The following is a 21,775-nucleotide window of genomic DNA, read 5'->3' as shown; positions in this document are numbered from 1 at the left end:
CTCACCACTAAGGAGTGGGCGTCGTGACCGCGGAGACCTCTCAGACGCTCGACAGAGGACTGCGTGTCCTCAAGCTGCTGGCCGATACGGACCACGGGCTGACCGTCACCGAGCTTTCCCACCGACTGGGCGTCAACCGGACCGTCGTGTACCGGCTGCTCGCCACGCTGGAACAGCATGCGCTGGTACGCCGTGACCTGGGCGGCCGCGCCCGGGTCGGGCTGGGGGTGCTGGGGCTGGGGCGCCAGGTGCACCCGCTGGTGCGCGAGGCGGCGATGCCGGCGCTGCGGTCACTGGCCGAGGACATAGGGGCGACGGCCCACCTGACGCTGGTCGACGGGGCGGAGGCGCTGGCCGTGGCCGTGGTCGAGCCGACGTGGACGGACTACCACGTGGCCTACCGGGCCGGATTCCGGCATCCGCTGGAGCGGGGTGCCGCGGGGAAGGCGATCCTGTCGGCCCGGCAGCAGGTGGCGGCGGCCGGGCCGGGGCCCGGGTACACGCTGACGCACGGCGAGCTGGAGGCGGGGGCCTGCGGGGCGGCGGCGCCGTTGCTCGGTGTGACGGGGGTGGAGGGCAGCGTGGGTGTGGTGATGCTGGCGGACGTGGTGCCGGAGCGGGTGGGGGCGCGGGTGATGGAGGCGGCTCGGGAGGTGGCGGAGGCGTTGCGGTGAGGTCGGCCCGCGGGTGCGCGGGTCGGGGGCAGTGGTGGGCGCGTTAGATTGTGCGGGTGCTTTCTCGCCTCACGCGTTCCCAGGCCCTCGCCGTCTGCGCGGTGCCGGTCGTGGCTCTGCTCGCCACCGCCGCGTTCGCGCCGCTGCCGTTCTCCGTGGCGCAGCCCGGCCTGACGGCGAACGTGCTGGGGGAGAACCGGGGCACCCAGGTGATCACGATCTCGGGCGCCCCGACCCGGAAGACCGAGGGGCAGCTCCGGATGACGACGATCGAGGCGACCGGCCCGGACACGCGCGTCTCGCTCGGCGACGTCGTCGACGGCTGGTTCGACACCGACCGGGCGGTCATGCCGCGCGACGCGGTCTACCCGAGCGGCGACGGCGTCAAGGAGATCGAGAAGTACAACGAGGAGCAGATGAAGCAGTCCCAGGACGCGGCGACCGCTGCCGCCCTGGACTACCTGGACCTCGATCCGTCCGACGTCCACGTCACCCTGAAGCTGGCCGACGTCGGCGGGCCCAGCGCCGGACTGCTGTTCTCCCTCGGCATCGTCGACAAGCTGGACGGCGACGGCAGCGGGGGCGACCTCACCGGCGGCCGGATCGTCGCGGGCACCGGCACCATCGGCGCGGGCGGCAAGGTCGGCGCCGTCGGCGGGGTGCCGCTGAAGACGCAGGCCGCGCGGCGCGACGGTGCCACCGTCTTCCTGGTGCCGAAGGCGGAGTGCTCGGACGCGCGGGCCGAGCTGCCGAAGGGCCTGCGGCTGATCCCGGTGACCACCTTGGACGGCGCGGTCGACGCGCTGCGGGCCCTGAACACGGGCAAGGGCGAGGTCCCCGCCTGCTGAGCGCCGGCTCAGCCCTTCTTCACGAAGCCCTTCTCCTCCATCCAGTCCAGCGCCACCTGGTGCGGGTCCTGCCCGTCGACGTCGACCTTCGCGTTCAGCGTCTGGGCGACGTCGTTGTTCAGCGCCCTGGTGACGGGGTCGAGGACGGAGGCGATCGCCGGCCACTTCTTCAGGGTGTCGGTCCTGATCATGGGCGCCGCGTTGTAGTTCGGGAAGAACTTCCTGTCGTCCCGCATCACCACCAGGTTCATGGACTTGATCCGCCCGTCGGTGGTGAACACCTCCCCGTAGGTGCAGGCGCCCTTGGCCGTCTGGGTGTAGATGATCCCGGTGTCCATCTGGGTGATGTTCTTCGCCGGGATGTTCATCCCGTACGCCTTCTCCATGCCCGGCAGCCCGTCCGCGCGGTTGGCGAACTCGCCCTCCACGCACAGCGTCACCGCGGCCGGGTCGGACCTGGCCAGCTCGGCCACCTGGGACAGCGTCGTCGTGTGGTACTTGCGGTAGTTGGCCTGGTTCATGGCGAGGGCGTAGGTGTTGTTCAGCGTCGAGGGCGGCAGCCAGGTGATGCCCTTCTTCGCGTCCGCCTCCCGCACCGCCTGCCACTGCTGCTGCGGGTCGGGGATCGGCTTGCTGTTGCCCTGGTACGTGATCCAGGCGGTGCCCGTGTACTCGTACGTGCCGTCCGCGTCGCCGTTCTCCACCGCCGCGCGGGTGCCCACGGAGCCCTGGATGCCGGTGCGGTCGAGCACCTCCGCGCCGGCGGCCTCGAAGGCGATGCCCATGATCGCCCCGAGGACGAGCTGCTCGGTGAACTCCTTCGAGGTGACGGTCAGATCGGCGCCCTTCAGCGGCAGGCCCCTGCCGATGGTGCCGGGCTTCACGTCGTCGGCCATCGGGGAGCCGCTGGTCAGACCGCAGCCGGCGGCGGCCACCAGCACCGCGGCCGCCAGGAGCGCCGCCGGGCCCGTACGGCGTCTCATGTCCCCACCTCCAGACCGCGCGGGCGCATCACCAGCTCGGCGAGGGAGGCGAGCCAGTCCACCAGCAGGGCGAGGGCGACCGTGAGGACCGAGCCGAGCACCAGCACCGGCATCCGCTGGCTGGTGATGCCGGTGGTGATCAGCACGCCCAGCCCGCCGCCCCCGCCGAACGTCGCCAGCGTCGCCGTACCGACGTTCAGCACCAGGGCCGTGCGCACCCCGGCCAGGATCAGCGGGACGGCCAGCGGGAGTTCGACGCGGGTGAGCACGCCCATCGGGGACATGCCGATGCCGCGGGCCGCCTCCAGCAGCGTCGGGTCGTTGGCGCGCAGGCCCGCGATGGTGTTGGAGAGCACCGGCAGGACGGCGTAGACGATGATGCCGATCAGGGCGGCCCGGCGTCCGATGCCCAGCCAGATCACCAGCAGGGCGAGCAGGCCGATCGCCGGGGTGGCCTGGCCCATGTTGGCGAACGCCATCGCCACCGGCGTGGCCCTGCGGAACATCCGGCGGGTGAGCAGGATGCCCAGCGGGATCGCGATGATCAGCACGAAGAACGTGGAGATCACGGTCAGTTGGACGTGCTGCCACAGCGCCTTGGTGACCTGGCCGTGGGACAGGGCGTTGGTGCTCAGCGCGTCCAGGTCGGCCTGCCGGAACCACAGCCAGGTCGCCAGCAGCACCGCGATCAGGACCACGGGCAGGACGGTCAGCTTCTGCCAGGACACCCGCGGGGCCGGCACGGCCGGGGACGGCGGGCGCGGTTCCCGCTCCTCCTCGCCCTCGTCCTCCGGGGCGAACCCGCCGGACTCGTTCCCGCCGGAGCGGGAGCCGGGGAAGGCGCTCACACCGGGCCCCCGTCCCCCTCGAAGCCCTCCTGCTCGGCGTGGGTCCGCTCGGCCCGGGCCTCCTCCAGGTCGTGCTGGTGCTCCAGCGCGTCCAGCCGGTCCTCCTCCAGCAGCTCGTGCACCGAGTTCATCAGCGTCTCCATGTCCACGACGCCCGTGTACTCGCCGCGCCGCCCGGTGACCGCGACCCGCCCCGCGTTGTCGGTCAGCACCGCCTCCAGCGCGTCCCGCAGCGTCGCGTCCCGGGTCACCGTGTCGCTCACCAGCGTCCCGGCCCGGGCCAGCGACCCCTTGGCCCGCATCAGATCGCCGCGCCTGAGCCACTTGTAGGGCCGCCCGCGCCGGTCCAGCATCAGGATCTCGTTGGTGCCGGCCGCGCGCAGCCGGTTGAAGATGTGCTGGAGCGGGTCCTCCACGGTCACCGTCGGATAGTCGGTGATCTCCACGTCCCGTACGCGGGTGAGGTTCAGCCGCTTCAGCGCCGCCCCCGCGCCAACGAAACCGGAGACGAAGTCGTCGGCCGGGTTGGTGAGGATGGCCTCCGGGGTGTCGAACTGGGCGATGTGGGACCGCTCGCGCAGCACCGCGATCCGGTCGCCCAGCTTGATCGCCTCGTCGAAGTCGTGGGTGACGAACACGATCGTCTTGTGCAGCTCGTGCTGCAGCCGGATCAGCTCGTCCTGGAGGTGGTCGCGCGTGATCGGGTCGACCGCGCCGAACGGCTCGTCCATCAGCAGCACCGGCGGATCCGCCGCCAGCGCCCGCGCCACCCCGACCCGCTGCTGCTGGCCGCCAGAGAGCTGGCGCGGATAGCGGCCGTGGAACTCGCCGGGCTCGAGCCCGACCAGGTCGAGCAGTTCCTCCACCCGGGAGCGGATCCGGGCCTTGGACCAGCCGATCATCCTCGGCACCAGCGCGATGTTCTGGGCGACGGTCATGTGCGGGAAGAGCCCGGCCGACTGGATGGCGTACCCGATCTTGCGGCGCAGTTTCACCGGGTCCATGTCGGTGACGTCCTCGCCGCCGATGCGGATGCGGCCGCCGCTCGGCTCGATCAGCCGGTTGATCATCTTCAGCGTCGTGGACTTCCCGCATCCCGACGGACCGACCAGGATGACCGTCTCGCCGGCCTTGATCTCCATCGTCACGTTGTCGACGGCCGGCTGGGCGCTGCCGGGATAGCGCTTGGTGAGGGACTCCAGCTCGATGGCCGCCCCGGTGCCGGTGCCACCGGTCCCGGCGGCCGTCTCGCCCACGGTCTCAGACACGGATCCCCCTGGGAATGGTCAGCCGTCCGAGCAGGACGTACGCGGCGTCGAACAGCAGCGCCAGGACGATGATCCCGAGCGTGCCCGAGAGCACCTGGTTGAGCGCGTTCTTGCTGCCCAGCGAGGCGATCCCGCGGAAGATCTCGTTGCCGAGGCCCGGGCCGGAGGCGTACGCGGCGATCGCGGCGATGCCCATGAGCATCTGCGTGGAGACCCGGATGCCGGTGAGGATCGGCGGCCAGGCCAGCGGCAGCTCCACCCGCAGCAGCCGGGCCGCCCGCGACATCCCGATGCCCGTGGCCGCGTCCACCAGTGCCGGGTCCACCCCGCGCAGCCCCACGATCGCGTTGCGCACGATGGGCAGCAGCCCGTACAGGGTCAGCGCGGTCACCGTCGGCGGCACGCCCAGCCCCACGATGGGGATGAGCAGACCGATCATGGCCAGCGACGGGATGGTGAGGATGGTGGAGGTCGTCGTGGTCGCCAGGCTCCCCGCCCAGTCGCTGCGGTAGGTGACCACACCGATCAGCACCCCGAGCAGCGTCGCCACGACCATGCACTGGAAGACGGCGCTGGCGTGCTGGTAGGCGTCGGTGAGGAGCTGCTGATGGCGGTTGGCGACGAACTCCCAGAAGTTCACGTCCGCTCACCTCCGGGATCGGGCACTCTCACTCACGGCGTCGTTCGCGGTCCTCGGCCGCCTGCTCCACCAGCGGGATGATCCGCAGCGGAACGGGGTTCTCCATCACGATCGCCGTGGCGGCCCGGACGATGCCATCAAAACCGACAACCCGGTCGATCACCCGTTGGAGATCGGCGTTCGAGCGCGCCACCAGGCGGCACAGCATGTCCCCCGTACCGGTGGTGGTGTGCAGCTCCAGCACCTCCGGCACGGTCGCCAAGTGCGCCCGGACATCGGGCCCTTGACCCTGGCGGATCTCCAGCGTGGCGAACGCCGTGACCGGGTAGCCGAGCGCCGCCGGGTCCACCTCCGGGCCGAAGCCGCGGATGACTCCGTTCGACTGAAGCCGGTCCAGCCGAGCCTGCACGGTGCCCCGCGCCACCCCCAGCCGCCGGGACATCTCCAGCACCCCGATCCTCGGCTCCCGCGCCAGCAGACCGATGATCCGTCCGTCCAGACGATCGATCGCCACGGCACCCTCCCCGCTGGTCATCCTGTACAGATCGCCCGCCCCCACCGGCGTAGCGCTGGGCAGGTTGCCCAGTGAAGACGCAAACTATTGCGCACCTTGCGGACGCGGGAGACCCTGCGGCTATGACGCAGACCACACACCACACTCCCGACACCGCCCGGCAGGCCGACCCCTTCCCGGTCAAGGGAATGGACGCGGTCGTCTTCGCCGTGGGCAACGCCAAGCAGGCGGCGCACTACTACTCGACCGCCTTCGGCATGCGGCTGGTCGCCTACTCCGGACCGGAGAACGGCAGCCGCGAGACCGCCAGCTACGTCCTGGAGAACGGCTCCGCCCGCTTCGTGTTCACCTCCGTGATCAAGCCGGCCACCGACTGGGGCCGCTTCCTCGCCCAGCACGTGGCCGAGCACGGCGACGGCGTCGTCGACCTCGCCATCGAGGTCCCGGACGCGCGCGCCGCGTACGCCTACGCCGTCGAGCACGGCGCCCGTTCGGTCGCCGAGCCGTACGAGGTCAAGGACGAGCACGGCACCGTCGTCCTCGCCGCCATCGCCACCTACGGCGAGACCCGGCACACGCTGGTCGAGCGCTCCGGCTACGACGGCCCCTACCTGCCCGGCTTCGCCGTCGCCGCGCCGATCGTCGAGCCGCCCGCGCAGCGCACCTTCCAGGCCGTCGACCACTGCGTCGGCAACGTCGAACTCGGCCGCATGAACGAGTGGGTCGCGTTCTACAACAAGGTCATGGGCTTCACGAACATGAAGGAGTTCGTGGGCGACGACATCGCCACCGAGTACAGCGCGCTGATGTCGAAGGTCGTGGCCGACGGCACGCTCAAGGTCAAGTTCCCGATCAACGAGCCCGCGGTCGCCAAGAAGAAGTCGCAGATCGACGAGTACCTGGAGTTCTACGGCGGCGCCGGCGTCCAGCACATCGCGCTGAACACCAACGACATCGTGCAGACCGTGCGCACGATGAAGGCGGCCGGCGTCGAGTTCCTGGACACCCCCGACTCGTACTACGACACCCTCGGCGAGTGGGCCGGCGAGACCCGCGTCCCCGTGGAGACGCTGCGCGAGCTGAAGATCCTCGTGGACCGGGACGAGGACGGCTATCTGCTGCAGATCTTCACCAAGCCGGTCCAGGACCGTCCGACCGTCTTCTTCGAGATGATCGAGCGCCACGGCTCCATGGGCTTCGGCAAGGGCAACTTCAAGGCCCTGTTCGAGGCCATCGAGCGCGAGCAGGCCAAGCGCGGCAACCTCTGACGGCCACGGCCGACGGGTCACGCCCTGACGGGTCACGGCCCGACGACCACGGCCGGGACGGTCACCGCGCGGGCGGGTCCTCCACCGAGGGCTCGCCCAGCTCCGCCAGCGCCCGCCGCGCCTCGGGCGCCCTGAGCGGCGAGAAGTACGGGTCGATCACCAGCGCCTCCCGGAGGTGGCGCCGCGCGGGCCCGTACCGCTCCAGCGCCCGCTCGATCATCCCGCGGTGGAAGGCGTACGGCGCGCTGCGCACCCCTCCGCCCTGCTCACCGTCCGTGGCGATGGTGGCGAACCGCAGCGCCTCCTCGTGCTCCCCGGTCCGGTACAGCGCCCAGCCCAGCGCGTCGGCCACCGCGACGGAGGGCTGGCGCTGCCACTCGGCCCGCAGCCGCCGCACCGCCGCCGACGCGGACCCGTGGTCCGCCTCGAAGCGGCCCAGCACCAGTTCCTCGTCCGCGCCGGCCGCCTGCGCGCCGCGCACCCGCTCCCGCAGCAGGTCGTACTGCACCCGCGCCGCCTGCCCCAGCCCCAGCGACTCGTACAGCTCGCCCAGCTCCAGCGCGTACTCGGGGTACGGCTGCTTGGCCAGCGCCGCCTGGTAGGCGGCCAGCGCCTGCGTGGTGCGGCCCTGCGCCGCCAGCGCCCTGGCCTCCCCGGCCTGTGCGGCCCGCTGGTCCGGGTCGGTGCGCAGCGCCTCCTGGAAGTGCCGCAGCGCCACCTCGCGGTCCCCGCGCTCGAGCGCCAGCCGCCCGGCCTGCTCCAGATACGCCGCCCGCTCGGCGGGCGCGTCGGCGGCCGCCACCGCGTCGGAGAGCTGCGCCGCCGCGTCCTCCCGCCAGCCCCGGTCCCGGTAGACGGCCGCCGCCCGCGCCTTCACGGCCGGCAGCCCCGGCCGCAGGCGCTGCAAGGTGTCCAGGGACCGGCCGACGGCCCCGTGGTCGCCGAGCCCGGTGTACGCGTCGATCAGCACCGCGTGCACCGTCCACCGCTTCGGCGCCGCCTTCCGCGCGCTCTCGCCCCACTTCCGGGCCGCCGGGAAGTCCCGCCGCTGGACCGCCAGAGCCGCCAGCGACTCCAGCGCCCGCGCATCGTTCGGCGACCCCACCCTCAGCGACGTGCGCAGCGCCCGCTCGGCCTTCGGCCAGTTCGCGGCGTCCGCCGTCCGCCGCCCCTGCTCCACGTAGGAGGCACCGAGCACCGCCCACGACGGCCCGTCCAGCGGATGCGCCCGCACATGGCGCTCCCGCTCCCCGATCAGGGCCGCCAGGTCCGGCAGGGCCGCCGGCTTGCCGCCGGTCACCGCGCCGCGCGCCAGAGCCGCCGGTCCCGGCGCGGGCGGGGGAGCGGAGCCCCGCTCCCAGGGCGCCGGCACCAGCACCAGCACCCCGCCGAGGACCGCGCACCCGGCGGCGGAGGCGATCAGCACCCGGCGCGTACGCCGCCCGCGCGGGACGGGCGGGACGCTCGACGTCTCGTTGTCCATGGCGCTCACTGTGCGTCAATATGACGATCACACCCGTGCAGCCGAAGGGTGCCGTCCGCGGGGTTCACACCGATGGCCCCGGGTGCGACGCTGTGATCATGAGCCGTATCGAAGCGCCTCGCGACGAAGACGACGCAGCCACGGCGGTCACCGGCACCCTCGTCGACCGGCTGCTGGCCGGCCTGCCCGCCGAGGCCGTCCTCACCGACGCCGACGTCACGGCCTCCTACGCCCACGACATGGCGAGCTTCTGCCCGGCCGGCGCCCCCGCCGTGGTCGTGCTGCCGCGCACCGTGGAGGAGGTCCAGCACGTGATGCGCACCGCCACCGCGCTGCGCGTCCCCGTCGTCCCGCAGGGCGCCCGCACCGGTCTGTCCGGCGGGGCCAACGCGACCGACGGCTGCGTCGTGCTGTCCCTGACCAAGATGGACCGCATCCTCGAGATCAGCCCGGTCGACCGCGTCGCCGTCGTGGAACCGGGCGTCGTCAACGCCACCCTCTCGCGGGCGGTGAACGAGCACGGCCTCTACTACCCGCCGGACCCGTCCAGCTGGGAGACGTGCACGATCGGCGGCAACATCGGCACCGCCTCCGGCGGCCTGTGCTGCGTCAAGTACGGGGTGACCGCCGAGTACGTCCTCGGACTGGACGTCGTCCTCGCCGACGGCCGCCTGATGTCCACCGGCCGCCGCACCGCCAAGGGCGTCGCCGGGTACGACCTGACCCGCCTGTTCGTCGGCTCCGAGGGCTCCCTCGGCATCGTCGTACGGGCCGTGCTCGCGCTGCGGCCCAAGCCGCCCGAGCAGCTCGTGCTGGCCGCCGAGTTCGCCTCCGCGTCCGCCGCCTGCGACGCGGTCTGCCGGATCATGGAGGGCGGGCACGTGCCGTCCCTCCTCGAACTGATGGACCGTACGACCGTCAAGGCGGTCAACGACCTCGCCCGCATGGGACTGCCGGAGACCACCGAGGCCCTGCTCCTCGCCGCCTTCGACACCGCCGACCCGGCCGCCGACCTCGCCGCCGTCGGCGCGCTGTGCGAGGCCGCCGGGGCCACGCAGGTCGTCCCCGCCGACGACGCGGCCGAGTCCGAACTGCTCCTCCAGGCACGGCGTCTGTCGCTCACCGCGCTGGAGGCGGTCAAGGGCACGACGATGATCGACGACGTGTGCGTGCCCCGCTCCCGGCTCGGGGACATGCTGGAGGGCGTCGAGCGCATCGCCGACAAGTACCGCCTCACCATCGGCGTCTGCGCGCACGCCGGTGACGGCAACACCCACCCCACGGTCTGCTTCGACGCCGCCGACCCCGACGAGTCCCGGCGCGCCCGCGAGTCCTTCGACGAGATCATGGCCCTCGGCCTGGAACTCGGCGGCACCATCACCGGCGAGCACGGCGTGGGCGTCCTGAAGAAGGAATGGCTGGCGCGCGAGATCGGCCCGGTGGGCCTGGAGATGCAGCGGGCCGTCAAACAGGTCTTCGACCCGCTGGGCATCCTCAACCCCGGCAAGCTGTTCTGACCCCTCGTCCGTACTATCGGGCGAGCAGCTCGGCCAGGCCGTCGTCCAGGGCGAGCCGGTCGGCCTCCGTCCCCGGCGGCACGGCCAGCAGCGTCCGCTCCAGCCAGGCCGACACCTGTGCCGTCGGCGCCTCCAGCAGGGCCTCGCCGTCGGGGCTGCTGAGGGCCATGAGCACGACGCTGCGAGCGCCGGACTTCGACGGCCACACCCGCACGTCGCCCTGCCCGCAGGGCCGGAACACGCCCTCCACCAGCAGCCCGCGGGCGAAGGTCCAGTCCACGGGGTGGCCGGAGTCGATGTGGAAGGTGATGTGCACGGCGTAGGGGTCGTCGACGAGGTAGGTGAGTCTCGCCGGGACCGGGACGCTGTGGTCGGGGGCCAGGACGAGCCTCAGCTCCAGCTCGCGCTCCACGACGGTGGTGTCCATGACGGTGGTGTCCTCTCTCGTACGGTCCGCGCGGGCCGTTCTCACCGGGCCCGCACGAGGGAGAGGGGCGTCGGCCGTGAGCATTACGCGGGTTCGCGGAACTTCTTTCCGGGATCCGTCCCCGGCAACGCGGGGGGCTCTCGCGGCGTGAAGCTCCGTACACCGGCGTGCCCGGAAAGGGGCGCGTACGGCGGGACCGGCCCTGCGAGTTGCGCCCGTCTGATAGATGTGGAGGCCCCCAAATCAACCCCCGAGCAGATACGGGACGACGGACATGAGCGCCCCAACCCCGGCCCCCGGTGACGACAGGCCCCGCGAAGGGTATTACCCGGACCCGTCCATTCCTGGATACGTCCGGTACTGGAACGGTGCCTCCTGGGTGGCCGGTACCAGCCGGCCGGCGCCCAAGGACGGCGAACCGCTCGCCCCGCCGCCCGGCGTGCGGCCCGCCGTGCGGACGCCCGCGGCCTCCGTGGAGGAGACCGGGCCGCACTTCTTCGACGAGGACCCGGTCGGGGAACCGCCCGCGGGCCCCGCGTCCCGGCAGGAGGCCGCCCCGGCCTGGGGCACCGAACCGGCACGTGTCACCTGGCCCGACGCCCAGGGGCAGGGCCAGGACCCCAGGGTGCCCCACCCGAGTGCCTCCGGCGGCGCCGCGGCCGCCCAGTCCCCCGGCCCGCACGCCGGTACGGCCTCCGCCCCGGCCGCGCCGGGCGGCACGGACCCGGCGCGCGCGGCCTCCGCAACGGGCGCTCCCGCCGCCGCGTCCGGCACGGACCCGGCGCACGGGGGCTCCCCGGGCGGGCAGACCGCTCCCCACGGACCCGTCTCCTCCCCGGCGGCCGCCGCACCCGCCGCCCCGGGCCACGCCGGTACGGCGTCCGCCCAGCCCGCGTCCGGCGGATCGGACCCGGCGCACGGGAGACCCCCGGCCGGGCAGGGCCCCGCCGCCTCCGCGGACGCCGGCGGGGGAGCCGGCAGCACCTTCGTCTTCCGTCGTCCGACGGCCGCCGACGGGCCCGCCGACGAGGGCACCATGACCTTCCGCGCGGTCCCCCCGCGCGCCTCCGGCGCCGGGAAGGCCACCCCCGCCCGGACCGCTCCCGCCGCCGCTCCGACGGCCCCGTCCGGCCCGCAGCAGGCGGCCGCCCCGGAGGGCGCCGCCGTCCCCCACCAGGCCGCCGCCCCCCAGCCCGCCGCGGCCGTTCCCCACCAGGCCGCCGCCCCGCAGCCCCTGCCCGCCGCGGCCGTGCCCCCGCAGCAGGCCGTGCCCGCCCCCGTCGCCGCCGGGCCCGGCGGTGGCCAGGCATCCTGGGCACAGCAGGTGCACCGGCTCGCCGGGAGCGGCGCGGACGAGCAGCCCGTCGCGCCCTGGAAGCCGCCCGTCGACGACGTGTTCCAGGCCGCCGCCCGGCGCCAGGCCGCGGCCCGCCCCGCCGGGCTCGGCAAGCGGCTGGCCGCCCGGCTCATCGACACCGTCGTCCTCGCGGCCGTCACCGCCGTGGCCGCCGTCCCCCTCGGCACCCGGGCCCTCGACCACGTCAACGACAAGATCGACCAGGCCAAGCTCTCCGGCGAGACCGTCACCGTCTGGCTCATCGACGGCACGACGGGCACCTGCCTGGGCATCGTGCTGGCCGTCCTGCTGCTCTTCGGCGTCGTCTACGAGGCCCTGCCCACCGCCAAGTGGGGCCGCACCCTCGGCAAGAAGCTGCTCGGCCTGGAAGTGCGGGACATCGAGGCGCACGAGCCGCCGTCCTTCGGCGCCGCGCTGCGCCGCTGGCTCGTCTACAGCGTCCCCGGCCTCCTGGCCGTCGGGATCCTGGGCGTCGCGTGGTGCCTGTTCGACCGTCCGTGGCACCAGTGCTGGCACGACAAGGCGGCCCGGACGTTCGTGGCGGGCTGACGCCCCGTCCGTACTCCGGACGGCCGCTCGCCGGATGCGCCGTCGGGGGGTTCGCGGTCGACTCGGGCCATGAGCAGCGAACCGCCCCACGGCTCCGGCGGGCAGCCGCCGGAGGACGACCCGTTCAGGAAGCGTCCCCCGACCCCCGGCCAGGGCCCGGACCCGGGCCAGGGCGCGGGCGGCACGGGCTCGCCGTACGACAACCCGCCCCCGTACGGAGGCGGTCAGCCCCCGCCGCCCGGCAGCGGCGAACCCCCGCCCTACGGCGGAGGCGGCGGAGGTCCCTACGGCGGTGGCGGAGGCGGCGGTCCGTACGGCGGTGACCCGTTCGGCGGCGGTTCCTACCCCACCGACCCGCTGGCCGGCATGCCCCCACTCGCCGACAGCGGGCGGCGCACCCTCGCGCGCATCATCGACATGATCCTCGTGGGCATCGTGGTCTGGCTGCTGAGCTGGGCGTTCAACGTCCAGGAGTACCAGGTCAACGGCGACAACGCCTCCGTCGGCAAGTCCTTCGGGCAGTCCGTGATCGCCGCCGTGCTCTACATCGCCTACGACACCTACATGATCAACCGCACCGGCCAGACCCTCGGCAAGAAGTGGCTCGGCATGCGGGTGGCCAACCTCGACGACGGCGCCACGCCCTCGGTGCAGACCTCGCTGATCCGCGCCCTGGTGCTGTGGATCCCGTTCGCGTTCTGCTGCGCCTGCGTGTGGACGATCATCGCGGGTGGCTGGAGCTTCTTCGACAAGCCCTACAAGCAGGGCCTGCACGACAAGGCGGCCAAGACCGTGGTGGTCAGCACCCGTTGAGTGCGCCGGGGATCAGGCGGCGCGGTCCCGCACCGCCCGGCCGGCCCCCGCGGAGACCCGGGAGGCGGTCGGTACGGGCTCCTCGGCCGCGGCGGGCCGCACGGCCGGCGCCGGGCGCGTCCTCGGCGACGGGGCCGTCATGGAGACCAGCAGCCCGAGGGCGAGCGCGGCGACGGCGACGACCGCCACTCCCGGACCCGAACTCGTCTGCGACAGCAGCAGCATGGCGAGTGTCGAGAAGATCACGGTGCACGAACCGTAGGCGAACTGGGTGGCAGTCGGACGGGGCATGGCCATCGTGTCCTCGGAAGGCGATCTGGGGGTGATACCGGCGGTCGGCCTGGCTTTCCGCCGGCTTCCGGGCGTTCCACCAAGCGACTCTAACGGGCTGTGTGCCCTGGTGGAACAAACAGTAAGCGTGACCTAACCGACAGGGCAGGTGCACGGGGGGCGCACGGATTCATGGCCCCGGACACGGACCCCGTGCAAGGCGCCCGCCGGACGGCACGGGGCGTCCGCAAAGCGAACGGCCGCTCCGCATAGTGCACTTGTTCTGCTCAAGTCAAGGTCTGTCTTTTCGCGTGAACCTCTAGTCAAATGTCGTCACTTGACTACACGCGTTGATCACGTGTGCGCGGACCTTGCCATGTCCTTGTCCCCCCTTCCGCGCGCGTGAACGCGGGGGAGGAAATCAAGTGACCAGTAGATCCTGGACGTTCAGAGCCGCGGCTACGGCCGTCGCGCTCGCCGCGGCGGGCGCCACCCTGTCCGCCGCCACCGTGGCGTACGCGGACTCGCCCGCCCGCCCGGCCGCCGCGGAGGGGAACGACCCGCACCCGGCCAAGGGCATGAAGTCCCACGACCTGGACGGCCCGCTCAGCAAGACCCAGGAGGCCCAGCGCGAGGAGGCGCTGAAGCAGGTCATCGCCGGCCGGGCCTCGGTGCAGAACAAGGACGGCTCGAAGGTCGTCGAGCTGAAGAGCCGCAAGGGCGACAGCAAGTACGTCGAGCTGGGCCGCGAGAAGACCGACAAGATCTTCACGATCCTCGTCGAGTTCGGCGACCGGATCGACAGCCGCTACGGCGGCACCCCGGGTCCGCTGCACAACCAGATCGCCGAGCCGGACCGCGCGGAGGACAACTCCACCGCCTGGCAGGCCGACTACAGCCAGAAGCACTACGAGGACCTGTACTTCGGCACGGGCGCGGGCGTCAACTCGCTCAAGACGTACTACGAGAAGCAGTCCTCCGGCCGCTACTCGGTCGACGGCGAGGTCTCCGACTGGGTCAAGGTCCCGTACAACGAGGCCCGTTACGGCTCCAACAAGTGCAGCCCCGACAACTGCGCCTGGTTCGCGGTGCAGGACGGCGTCACCGCCTGGGTCGAGCAGCAGAAGGCGGCCGGCCGCACCGACGCCGAGATCAAGGCCGACCTCGCCGAGTACGACCAGTGGGACCGCTACGACTTCGACGGCGACGGCGACTTCAACGAGCCCGATGGCTACATCGACCACTTCCAGATCGTGCACGCCGGCGAGGACGAGTCCGCCGGTGGCGGCGCGCAGGGCGAGGACGCGATCTGGGCCCACCGCTGGTACGCCTTCGGCACCGACGCCGGCGCCACCGGCCCGGCCGACAACAAGCTGGGCGGTACCCAGATCGGCTCCACCGGCATCTGGGTCGGCGACTACACCATCCAGCCGGAGAACGGCGGACTCGGCGTCTTCGCCCACGAGTACGGCCACGACCTCGGTCTGCCGGACCTCTACGACACCGCCGGCGGCGACAACTCCACCGGCTTCTGGACGCTGATGTCCTCCGGTTCCTGGCTCGGCACCGGCCGCAACGAGATCGGTGACCTGCCGGGCGACATGAACGCCTGGGACAAGCTGCAGCTCGGCTGGCTGAACTACGACGTCGCCAAGGCCGGCGTCAACTCCTGGCACAAGCTGGGCCTGGCGGAGTACAACACCAAGCACAAGCAGGGCCTGGTCGTCCAGCTTCCCGAGAAGGCGGTCACCACCGAGATCGTCGCTCCCGCCGAGGGCAAGACCCAGTGGTGGAGCGGCAGCGGCAACGACCTGAAGAACACGCTGACCCGCAGCGTCGACCTCACCGGCAAGTCCGCGGCCTCCCTCTCTCTCGACGCCTGGTACGAGATCGAGGCCGACTACGACTTCCTCTACGCCGAGGTGTCCACCGACGGCGGCGCCAACTGGACCGCCCTCGACGGCACGTTCGACGGCCGGCCGATCGCGCGTGACGGCAGCGACAAGCCGGCTCTGAGCGGCACGGTCGACGCGTACGGCAAGCTCGTGTACCCGCTCGACGCCTACGCCGGGAAGAAGATCGACCTGCGCTTCCGCTACCAGACCGACGGCGGCCTGGCCATGAAGGGCTTCACCGCCGACCGGATCACGGTCACGGCCGACGGCACGGCGCTCTTCTCCGACAACGCCGAGACCGCGGACGCCGCGTGGGCCGCCAAGGGCTTCACCCGCCAGGGCGCCTCGTTCACCAAGAACTACGCGCAGTACTACATCGCCGAGAACCGGCAGTACGTGTCGTACGACAAGACGCTGAAGACCGGCCCGTACAACTTCGGCTTCGCGTCGCGTCCGGACTGGGTGGAGCACTACCCGTACCAGAACGGCCTGCTGATCTGGAAGTGGGACACCTCCCAGGCGGACAACAACACCAGCCAGCACCCGGGCACCGGTCTCGTCCTGCCGATCGACTCGCACCCGACCGCGCTGCGCTGGTCCGACGGCACCCTCATGCGCAACCGCATGCAGTCCTACGACTCGACGTTCAGCACGTTCCGCACCGACGGCATCACGCTGCACAAGGCGGACGTCCCGACCAGGATCAGCTCGTCGAAGGGCGTGTCGGTCTTCAACGACCACACCAGCGACTACTACGACGAGTCGAACCCGACCGGCGGCGTCCGGGTCACTGACACCAACACGAAGATCAAGATCACCAAGGAGGCCCGCGACGGCTCGACGATCGAGCTCGAGGTCGGCCGCGCGGTGAAGTAAATCCTGTTTTCGCAGGTCAGAGCGTGATCGGCGGCGACCCCCTGGCGGGTCGCCGCCGATCCGTGTTTAGGTGCGTCCTGTGACTCTCTTATTGACACCGGCACCCGCACCGACCGACACGGGGGTATGACCGCATGGCCGCAGGAGGCTTCTGCAAGCTGCCGAACGGCACGGTGGTGGTGGCACTGAACCTGCCCAGCCCCGCCGTCGCCGGGGGCAGCGTGCGCGTACTCGTCCACGCCCGCAACCGGGCCCGCGCCCTGACCAGGCTGCGCAACCTCGGGCTGCGTGCCGTCTACCTGCGGGGCAACGCGGCCCCGCCCACGCCGGACGAGGTCACGGCCGTCCTGCACCACCCCGACGGCCTGATATGGCGCACGGCCCCCGTCGGCGGGGACCTCGTCCAGGAGCTGTGGCGCCCGATCCGGGCCCTGCTCGGCCGCCCGGCGGCACAGACCTAGGGCTCGCGGCGCCCCGAGGACCCCCCCGCCTACTGGACGACCGGCTTGCCCGACAGCTCCACGCCCGCCTCCCGCAGCTCCTCCAGCGCCCGCTCGGTGCTCTCCGGGGCCACTCCCGCGGTCAGGTCGAGGAGCACCTGCGTGCGGAAGCCCTCGCGGGCCGCGTCCAGGGCGGTGGCCCGCACGCAGTGGTCCGTGGCGATGCCGACGACGTCGACCTCGTCGATCTGCCGGGCGCGCAGCCAGTCGGCGAGCGTCGTGCCGTTCTCGTCGGCGCCCTCGAAGCCGCTGTAGGCCGCCGAGTACGCGCCCTTGTCGAAGACGGCGTCGATCGCCCCGGAGGCGACGGCGGGGGCGAAGTTCGGATGGAAGCCCACTCCCTCCGTGCCGGCGACGCAGTGCGCCGGCCAGGAGTGGACGAAGTCGGGGTTGTCGGCGAAATGCCCGCCCGGCGCTATGTGGTGGTCACGGGTGGCCACGACGTGGCGGTAGCCGGCGGGCGCCTGCCCGATCAGCTCGGTGATGGCGGCGGCCACGTCGGCACCGCCGGTCACCGCGAGGCTGCCCCCCTCGCAGAAGTCGTTCTGCACGTCTACGACGATCAAGGCGCGGCGCATGGTCGGTGTCCTTCGACTGGGTCGACTGGGGATCGGTGGGGACGGGGGGACGAGAGAGGGGCGGGCGGTGCGGACCTTTCGCCGCGCACCAGCTTTAGCTACCCGAGCCTCCGTGCAGGTACTCCGTCGGAATGACGGGTTCCCCACGGGAGAGCTGGGTCGCGGACAGGGGCAGGTTGGCGCGGGCGGCGGCGTGCCGGTCCCGGGCGACGTCCAGGGGCTCGCGGGCGACGACCTCGCCGCCCTTGACCAGTTCGACCAGGAGCTGCCGGCCGGCCAGTTCGGCGGGGACCGGGCCGGTGCCGACGACCTCGGCCTCGGCGTACCCGTGGGCGTCCAGCCGGCGCGCGGCCCACTTGCGGCCGCCGATCGAGGTCTTGCCGCCGCTGGACTTCTTGGCCACCGGAACGAGCGGCGCCCCGGCGTCGGCGGACTCGGCGCGGGCGACCAGCTTGTACACCATGGAGGCCGTCGGGTGCCCGGAACCGGTGACGAGCTGGGTGCCGACGCCGTAGGCGTCCACGGGCGCCGCCGCCAGCGAGGCGATGGCGTACTCGTCCAGGTCGGAGGTCACGACGATCTTGGTCGCCGTGGCGCCCAGCTCGTCGAGCTGCTGGCGCACCCGGTGTGCGACCAGCAGCAGGTCGCCGGAGTCGATGCGCACGGCGCCCAGCTCGGGCCCGGCCACCTCCACGGCCGTACGGACGGCCTCGGCGACGTCGTAGGTGTCCACGAGCAGCGTGGTGCCCCGGCCCAGGGCGTCGACCTGGGCGCGGAAGGCGTCGCGCTCGGTGTCGTGCACCAGCGTGAAGGCGTGCGCGGAGGTGCCGACGGTGGGGATGTTGTAGCGGAAGCCGGCGGCCAGGTCGGAGGTGGTGGCGAAGCCGCCGACGTAGGCGGCGCGCGCCGCGGCCACCGCGGCCAGCTCGTGGGTGCGGCGGGCGCCCATCTCGATCAGCGGCCGGTCACCGGCGGCGGAGGCCATGCGGGAGGCGGCGGCGGCGATCGCCGAGTCGTGGTTGAGGATGGAGAGGATCACCGTCTCCAGCAGCACGCACTCGCCGAAGGTCCCCTCGACCCGCATGACCGGCGAGCCGGGGAAGTACACCTCGCCCTCGGGGTAGCCCCAGATGTCGCCGCCGAAGCGGTAGTCGGCGAGCCAGTCCAGGGTGTCCGCGTCGACGATGTCCTTCTCCCGCAGGAAGCGCAGGACGCCCGCGTCGAAACGGAAGTTCTCCACCGCGTCCAGCACCCGCCCGGTGCCCGCCATGACGCCGTAGCGGCGCCCGTCCGGGAGCCGGCGCGTGAAGACCTCGAAGACGCTCCGCCGTCCGGCCGTGCCGGCCTTGAGCGCGGCACGGAGCATGGTCAGCTCGTACTGGTCCGTGAAGAGCGCCGTAGAGGGAACGTCCACCGGCAGCCCAAGGTCCGCTACGTCCACCGAACTCTCCTAGATATGACTCTCCGGGCCTCCCCGGGCAGGCCCGGGGCTCCGGGGCCGTCCCCCGGGATGACCGCGATCGTACCCCCATTTCGTCAGTCTGACGATTTCCGGTTGCGTGGTGTGGCCCACAGGCCCGTTTGTGCGAGTGCCCCCCTCTGGTGGCAGCATGGGCCATGTGACGGCAGCCGCACCCATGGAGATCGAGAAGACCGAGTCGGCGGAGGAGGTCTTCGCCGTACCCGAGCCCGACGTGCCCTGGGTGACGATCGTCCACAACGACCCCGTGAACCTCATGAGCTACGTGACCTACGTCTTCCAGTCGTACTTCGGCTACTCGAAGGACAAGGCCACCAAGCTCATGCTGGACGTGCACCACAAGGGCCGTGCGGTCGTCTCCAGCGGCAGTCGCGAGGAGATGGAACGGGACGTGCAGGCCATGCACGGGTACGGCCTGTGGGCCACCCTCCAGCAGGACCGGAAATGACCGACCCCCGCCCGCAGGACGGAAGCTGAATCGCCTTCATGCCCGGACAATTCGAACCGCTCCCCGGCGGCGGCGCGGCCGTCGCCCTCGACGACGTCGAGATCTCCATCATCCGCTCGCTCGCCGTCCAGCTCCTCGAGCTGATCGGCCCCGGCCCCGCCGAGGACGCCTCCGGCGACCCCCTGGCCGAGCTGTTCGCCGAGGGCCCCAGCGAGCCGCCCTCCGACCCGGTGCTGCGCCGTCTGTTCCCGGACGCCTACGGCGACCCGGAGGCCGCCCCGCAGGCCAAGGAGGCCGAGGAGCAGCGGGCGTACTCCGCGGAGTTCCGGCGCTACACCGAGAACGACCTGCGTGCCGGCAAGCGCGAGAACGCGCTCGCGGTGATCCGCGCCCTGGACGCCCTCGCGTCGGCGTCGGCCTCGGCGGGCGAGGAGGGGGCGGTGCTGAAGCTGTCGCCGGACGAGTCCCGGCAGTGGCTCGGCGCCCTGAACGACCTGCGCCTCGCCATCGGCTCCCGGCTGGAGATCGCCGACGAGGACGACACCGATCTGCTGTACCGGCTGCCCGACGAGGACCCGCGCAAGCCGATGGTGATGGCGTACCTGTGGCTCGGCGGGCTCCAGGAGACGCTCGTCACGACCCTTATGCCCTGACACGTCCCGATCGGCGAGGACTGCGAGTCCGCTCAGCGGAGACTCAAATCCGGATAACGATCGCGTCAAACCCGCGCCCTTCTTTGCACCCCCCGGGTGCCCTTTGTCCCTTTTTGCCTGTGTGACACGTCACATTCGTCCTCTGTGATCAGTGCGGCGGCCGTGGTACATCTTCACGACCGCCCGGCGAACACCACCCGAATGTTCGGCCGGGTGCGCCACCGAGCCGGCGGACCGCCGGCCAGGCACGAGCGGGACGTGAGGCCCGCTCAGCTCCATCATCCGGGGGGATCGAGACCCGATCCGCGGCCGACGAAAGGCCCGGGTCGGCATGGAGAAAGGCGCACCACTCATGACCTCTGCGCAGGTCGACACGGACAAGGCCCCCGAAGAGGGGTACGAGCGCGGGCTCGGCAGCCGTCAGGTCCAGATGATCGCCATCGGCGGCGCCATCGGCGTCGGCCTCTTCCTGGGAGCCGGGGCCAACATCGCCAAGGCCGGCCCCAGCATCATCCTCATGTACGCCCTCGCCGGCGTCGTCATCTTCTTCATCATGCGGGCGCTCGGCGAACTCCTGCTCTACCGACCCGTCTCGGGCTCCTTCGCCGAGTACTCGCGCGAGTTCCTCGGCCCCTTCTTCGGCTACTTCACGGGCTGGACGTACTGGCTGATGTGGGTGGTCACCGGCATGGCGGAGCTGACCGCCGCCGCCATCTACATCCACTACTGGTTCCCGGAGATCCCGCAGTGGGTCTCCGCCCTGGTCTTCCTGGTCCTCCTGTTCGCGGCCAACCTGATCTCGGTGAAGCTCTTCGGCGAGATCGAGTTCTGGTTCTCGATGGTCAAGGTCACCGCCATCATCGGCATGATCGTGATCGGCGTCGGCGTGCTCACCCTCGGCTTCAGCCAGGCCGGCGACACCGCGTCCGTCTCCAACCTGTGGGCCTTCGACGGCTTCTTCCCCAAGGGCATCGGCTCCTCCCTGATGACCCTCCAGGGCGTCATGTTCGCCTACCTCGCCGTCGAGCTGGTCGGCGTCACCGCCGGTGAGTCCGAGAACCCGGAGAAGACCCTCCCCAAGGCGATCAACACCCTGCCCTGGCGCATCGCGCTGTTCTACGTCGGCGCCCTCACCGTCATCCTGGCCGTGGTGAAGTGGACCGAGTTCGCCGAGGGCGTCAGCCCCTTCGTGGAGGCCTTCGCGGTCATCGGCATCCCGGCCGGCGCCGGCATCGTCAACTTCGTCGTGCTGACCGCCGCCCTGTCCTCCTGCAACTCCGGCATGTACTCCACGGGCCGCATGCTGCGCACCCTCGCGGACAACGGCGAGGCGCCCAAGGTCTTCAGCCGGCTGTCGTCGACCAAGACCCCGGCGTTCGGCATCACCGTCTCGGTCGTCTTCATGGGCATCGGCGTGGTTTTGAACTACATCGTCCCGGAGAAGGCCTTCGGCTACGTCACCTCCGTCGCCACCGCGGCCGGCATCTGGACCTGGCTGATGATCCTCGTCAGTCACGTCCTGTACCGCCGCCGGGTCGTCGCGGGCCGCCTGCCCGCCTCCTCCTTCCCGGCCCCGGGCGGCTCGGTGTTCTCCTACGTGGCCATCGCCTTCCTGCTCTTCGTCACCTGCCTGATCGCCTACGACGCCGACTCCCGGATCTGTCTGTACGTGATGGCGGGCTGGGCCGCCGCCCTCGGCGTCGGCTGGTTCGTGCTCAAGTCCCGCAACCCGGAGATCACCGAGCGGCCCGGCGAGCCGGAGTTCGAGAAGATCGGCTGACCGCCACCCCGCCGACCAGCGCCTTCGCGCGCACCCCGGACGTCCGGCCGCACGGGCCGCTCGTGGCGCCCCGACCCGGCCGCCGTTCAGGATGTCCGGCATATGG

At 71.9% G+C, this 21,775-nt stretch carries 21 protein-coding genes; 11 read left to right on the top strand and 10 right to left on the bottom strand.

The window, feature by feature from the left end:
- Positions 1 to 23: 23 nt before the first annotated feature.
- Positions 24 to 674, top strand: a complete 651-nt coding sequence (locus ACH499_RS29280; RefSeq protein WP_356196139.1) for a helix-turn-helix domain-containing protein — start codon at positions 24 to 26, stop codon at positions 672 to 674.
- A gap of 56 nt (positions 675 to 730) precedes the next feature.
- Complete coding sequence (locus tag ACH499_RS29275) at positions 731 to 1,522, top strand: S16 family serine protease (protein ID WP_399019490.1); 792 nt, start codon at positions 731 to 733, stop codon at positions 1,520 to 1,522.
- Between the two features lie 8 nt (positions 1,523 to 1,530).
- On the opposite strand, the gene ACH499_RS29270 is transcribed toward ACH499_RS29275, so the two are convergent.
- From ACH499_RS29270 to ACH499_RS29250, 5 genes are read right to left on the bottom strand one after another with little or no spacing between them, the layout of a single operon-like run.
- A complete protein-coding gene (locus tag ACH499_RS29270; RefSeq protein WP_356196142.1) occupies positions 1,531 to 2,505 on the bottom strand; it encodes a glycine betaine ABC transporter substrate-binding protein in 975 nt (324 codons plus the stop codon).
- Positions 2,502 to 3,353, bottom strand: a complete 852-nt coding sequence (locus ACH499_RS29265; RefSeq protein WP_399019488.1) for an ABC transporter permease — start codon at positions 3,351 to 3,353, stop codon at positions 2,502 to 2,504. The genes ACH499_RS29270 and ACH499_RS29265 overlap by 4 nt, the downstream gene beginning before the upstream one ends.
- The gene (locus ACH499_RS29260; protein ID WP_399019486.1) at positions 3,350 to 4,621 is read right to left on the bottom strand and encodes a betaine/proline/choline family ABC transporter ATP-binding protein; all 1,272 of its coding nucleotides are present in this window, start codon (positions 4,619 to 4,621) and stop codon (positions 3,350 to 3,352) included. The genes ACH499_RS29265 and ACH499_RS29260 overlap by 4 nt, the downstream gene beginning before the upstream one ends.
- Entirely contained in the window at positions 4,614 to 5,261 is a 648-nt protein-coding gene (locus ACH499_RS29255; protein ID WP_356196146.1) for an ABC transporter permease, read from the bottom strand. The genes ACH499_RS29260 and ACH499_RS29255 overlap by 8 nt, the downstream gene beginning before the upstream one ends.
- Before the next feature lie 28 nt (positions 5,262 to 5,289).
- Positions 5,290 to 5,775 carry an Lrp/AsnC family transcriptional regulator gene (locus tag ACH499_RS29250; protein WP_356196147.1) on the bottom strand — a complete coding sequence of 162 codons (486 nt, stop codon included), beginning with the start codon at positions 5,773 to 5,775 and terminating at the stop codon, positions 5,290 to 5,292.
- Positions 5,776 to 5,897: 122 nt separating this feature from the next.
- Here ACH499_RS29250 and hppD point away from each other — a divergent pair, with 122 nt between their 5' ends.
- On the top strand, positions 5,898 to 7,043 hold the full coding sequence (hppD, locus tag ACH499_RS29245) for a 4-hydroxyphenylpyruvate dioxygenase (RefSeq protein ID WP_399019483.1): 1,146 nt from the start codon (positions 5,898 to 5,900) through the stop codon (positions 7,041 to 7,043).
- Positions 7,044 to 7,104: 61 nt separating this feature from the next.
- Here the strand turns inward: hppD and ACH499_RS29240 are convergent, their stop codons facing one another.
- Positions 7,105 to 8,526 carry a tetratricopeptide repeat protein gene (locus tag ACH499_RS29240; RefSeq protein ID WP_399019481.1) on the bottom strand — a complete coding sequence of 474 codons (1,422 nt, stop codon included), beginning with the start codon at positions 8,524 to 8,526 and terminating at the stop codon, positions 7,105 to 7,107.
- A 92-nt stretch (positions 8,527 to 8,618) separates the two neighbouring features.
- Between ACH499_RS29240 and ACH499_RS29235 the strand changes: the two genes are divergently transcribed.
- On the top strand, positions 8,619 to 10,043 hold the full coding sequence (locus ACH499_RS29235) for an FAD-binding oxidoreductase (protein ID WP_399019479.1): 1,425 nt from the start codon (positions 8,619 to 8,621) through the stop codon (positions 10,041 to 10,043).
- Positions 10,044 to 10,056: 13 nt separating this feature from the next.
- Here the strand turns inward: ACH499_RS29235 and ACH499_RS29230 are convergent, their stop codons facing one another.
- On the bottom strand, positions 10,057 to 10,470 hold the full coding sequence (locus tag ACH499_RS29230; protein ID WP_356196155.1) for an SsgA family sporulation/cell division regulator: 414 nt from the start codon (positions 10,468 to 10,470) through the stop codon (positions 10,057 to 10,059).
- Positions 10,471 to 10,744: 274 nt separating this feature from the next.
- Here ACH499_RS29230 and ACH499_RS29225 point away from each other — a divergent pair, with 274 nt between their 5' ends.
- Together ACH499_RS29225 and ACH499_RS29220 are read left to right on the top strand one after the other, a co-directional pair.
- A complete protein-coding gene (locus ACH499_RS29225; RefSeq protein ID WP_399019477.1) occupies positions 10,745 to 12,376 on the top strand; it encodes an RDD family protein in 1,632 nt (543 codons plus the stop codon).
- Between the two features lie 69 nt (positions 12,377 to 12,445).
- The gene (locus tag ACH499_RS29220; protein WP_356196158.1) at positions 12,446 to 13,189 is read left to right on the top strand and encodes an RDD family protein; all 744 of its coding nucleotides are present in this window, start codon (positions 12,446 to 12,448) and stop codon (positions 13,187 to 13,189) included.
- A gap of 12 nt (positions 13,190 to 13,201) precedes the next feature.
- Here the strand turns inward: ACH499_RS29220 and ACH499_RS29215 are convergent, their stop codons facing one another.
- Positions 13,202 to 13,480, bottom strand: a complete 279-nt coding sequence (locus ACH499_RS29215) for a hypothetical protein (RefSeq protein ID WP_356196160.1) — start codon at positions 13,478 to 13,480, stop codon at positions 13,202 to 13,204.
- Between the two features lie 404 nt (positions 13,481 to 13,884).
- Here ACH499_RS29215 and ACH499_RS29210 point away from each other — a divergent pair, with 404 nt between their 5' ends.
- Both ACH499_RS29210 and ACH499_RS29205 read left to right on the top strand, forming a co-directional pair.
- A complete protein-coding gene (locus ACH499_RS29210; RefSeq protein WP_399019474.1) occupies positions 13,885 to 16,230 on the top strand; it encodes an immune inhibitor A domain-containing protein in 2,346 nt (781 codons plus the stop codon).
- Between the two features lie 134 nt (positions 16,231 to 16,364).
- A complete protein-coding gene (locus tag ACH499_RS29205; RefSeq protein ID WP_399019472.1) occupies positions 16,365 to 16,691 on the top strand; it encodes a hypothetical protein in 327 nt (108 codons plus the stop codon).
- Between the two features lie 29 nt (positions 16,692 to 16,720).
- Here the strand turns inward: ACH499_RS29205 and ACH499_RS29200 are convergent, their stop codons facing one another.
- Together ACH499_RS29200 and ACH499_RS29195 are read right to left on the bottom strand one after the other, a co-directional pair.
- Positions 16,721 to 17,308 (bottom strand): nicotinamidase, encoded by a 588-nt coding sequence (locus ACH499_RS29200; RefSeq protein ID WP_356196166.1) that lies wholly within the window; start codon positions 17,306 to 17,308, stop codon positions 16,721 to 16,723.
- A gap of 94 nt (positions 17,309 to 17,402) precedes the next feature.
- Positions 17,403 to 18,749 carry a nicotinate phosphoribosyltransferase gene (locus ACH499_RS29195; protein ID WP_399019470.1) on the bottom strand — a complete coding sequence of 449 codons (1,347 nt, stop codon included), beginning with the start codon at positions 18,747 to 18,749 and terminating at the stop codon, positions 17,403 to 17,405.
- Positions 18,750 to 18,918: 169 nt separating this feature from the next.
- On the opposite strand from ACH499_RS29195, the gene clpS reads away from it, so the two are divergent.
- The 3 genes from clpS (at position 18,919) to ACH499_RS29180 (ending at position 21,669) form a co-directional block, all read left to right on the top strand.
- Complete coding sequence (clpS, locus tag ACH499_RS29190; protein WP_043372525.1) at positions 18,919 to 19,236, top strand: ATP-dependent Clp protease adapter ClpS; 318 nt, start codon at positions 18,919 to 18,921, stop codon at positions 19,234 to 19,236.
- A 38-nt stretch (positions 19,237 to 19,274) separates the two neighbouring features.
- Complete coding sequence (locus ACH499_RS29185; RefSeq protein ID WP_356196171.1) at positions 19,275 to 19,889, top strand: DUF2017 domain-containing protein; 615 nt, start codon at positions 19,275 to 19,277, stop codon at positions 19,887 to 19,889.
- A gap of 352 nt (positions 19,890 to 20,241) precedes the next feature.
- Positions 20,242 to 21,669, top strand: a complete 1,428-nt coding sequence (locus ACH499_RS29180) for an amino acid permease (protein ID WP_356196173.1) — start codon at positions 20,242 to 20,244, stop codon at positions 21,667 to 21,669.
- Positions 21,670 to 21,775: the final 106 nt, after the last annotated feature.

This window comes from Streptomyces sp. NPDC018947, from assembly GCF_044390505.1.
Classification (GTDB): Bacteria; Actinomycetota; Actinomycetes; order Streptomycetales; family Streptomycetaceae; genus Streptomyces.
The sequence above is the reverse complement of the archived record's forward strand: the minus strand, read 5'-3'. Positions and strand labels throughout refer to the sequence as shown.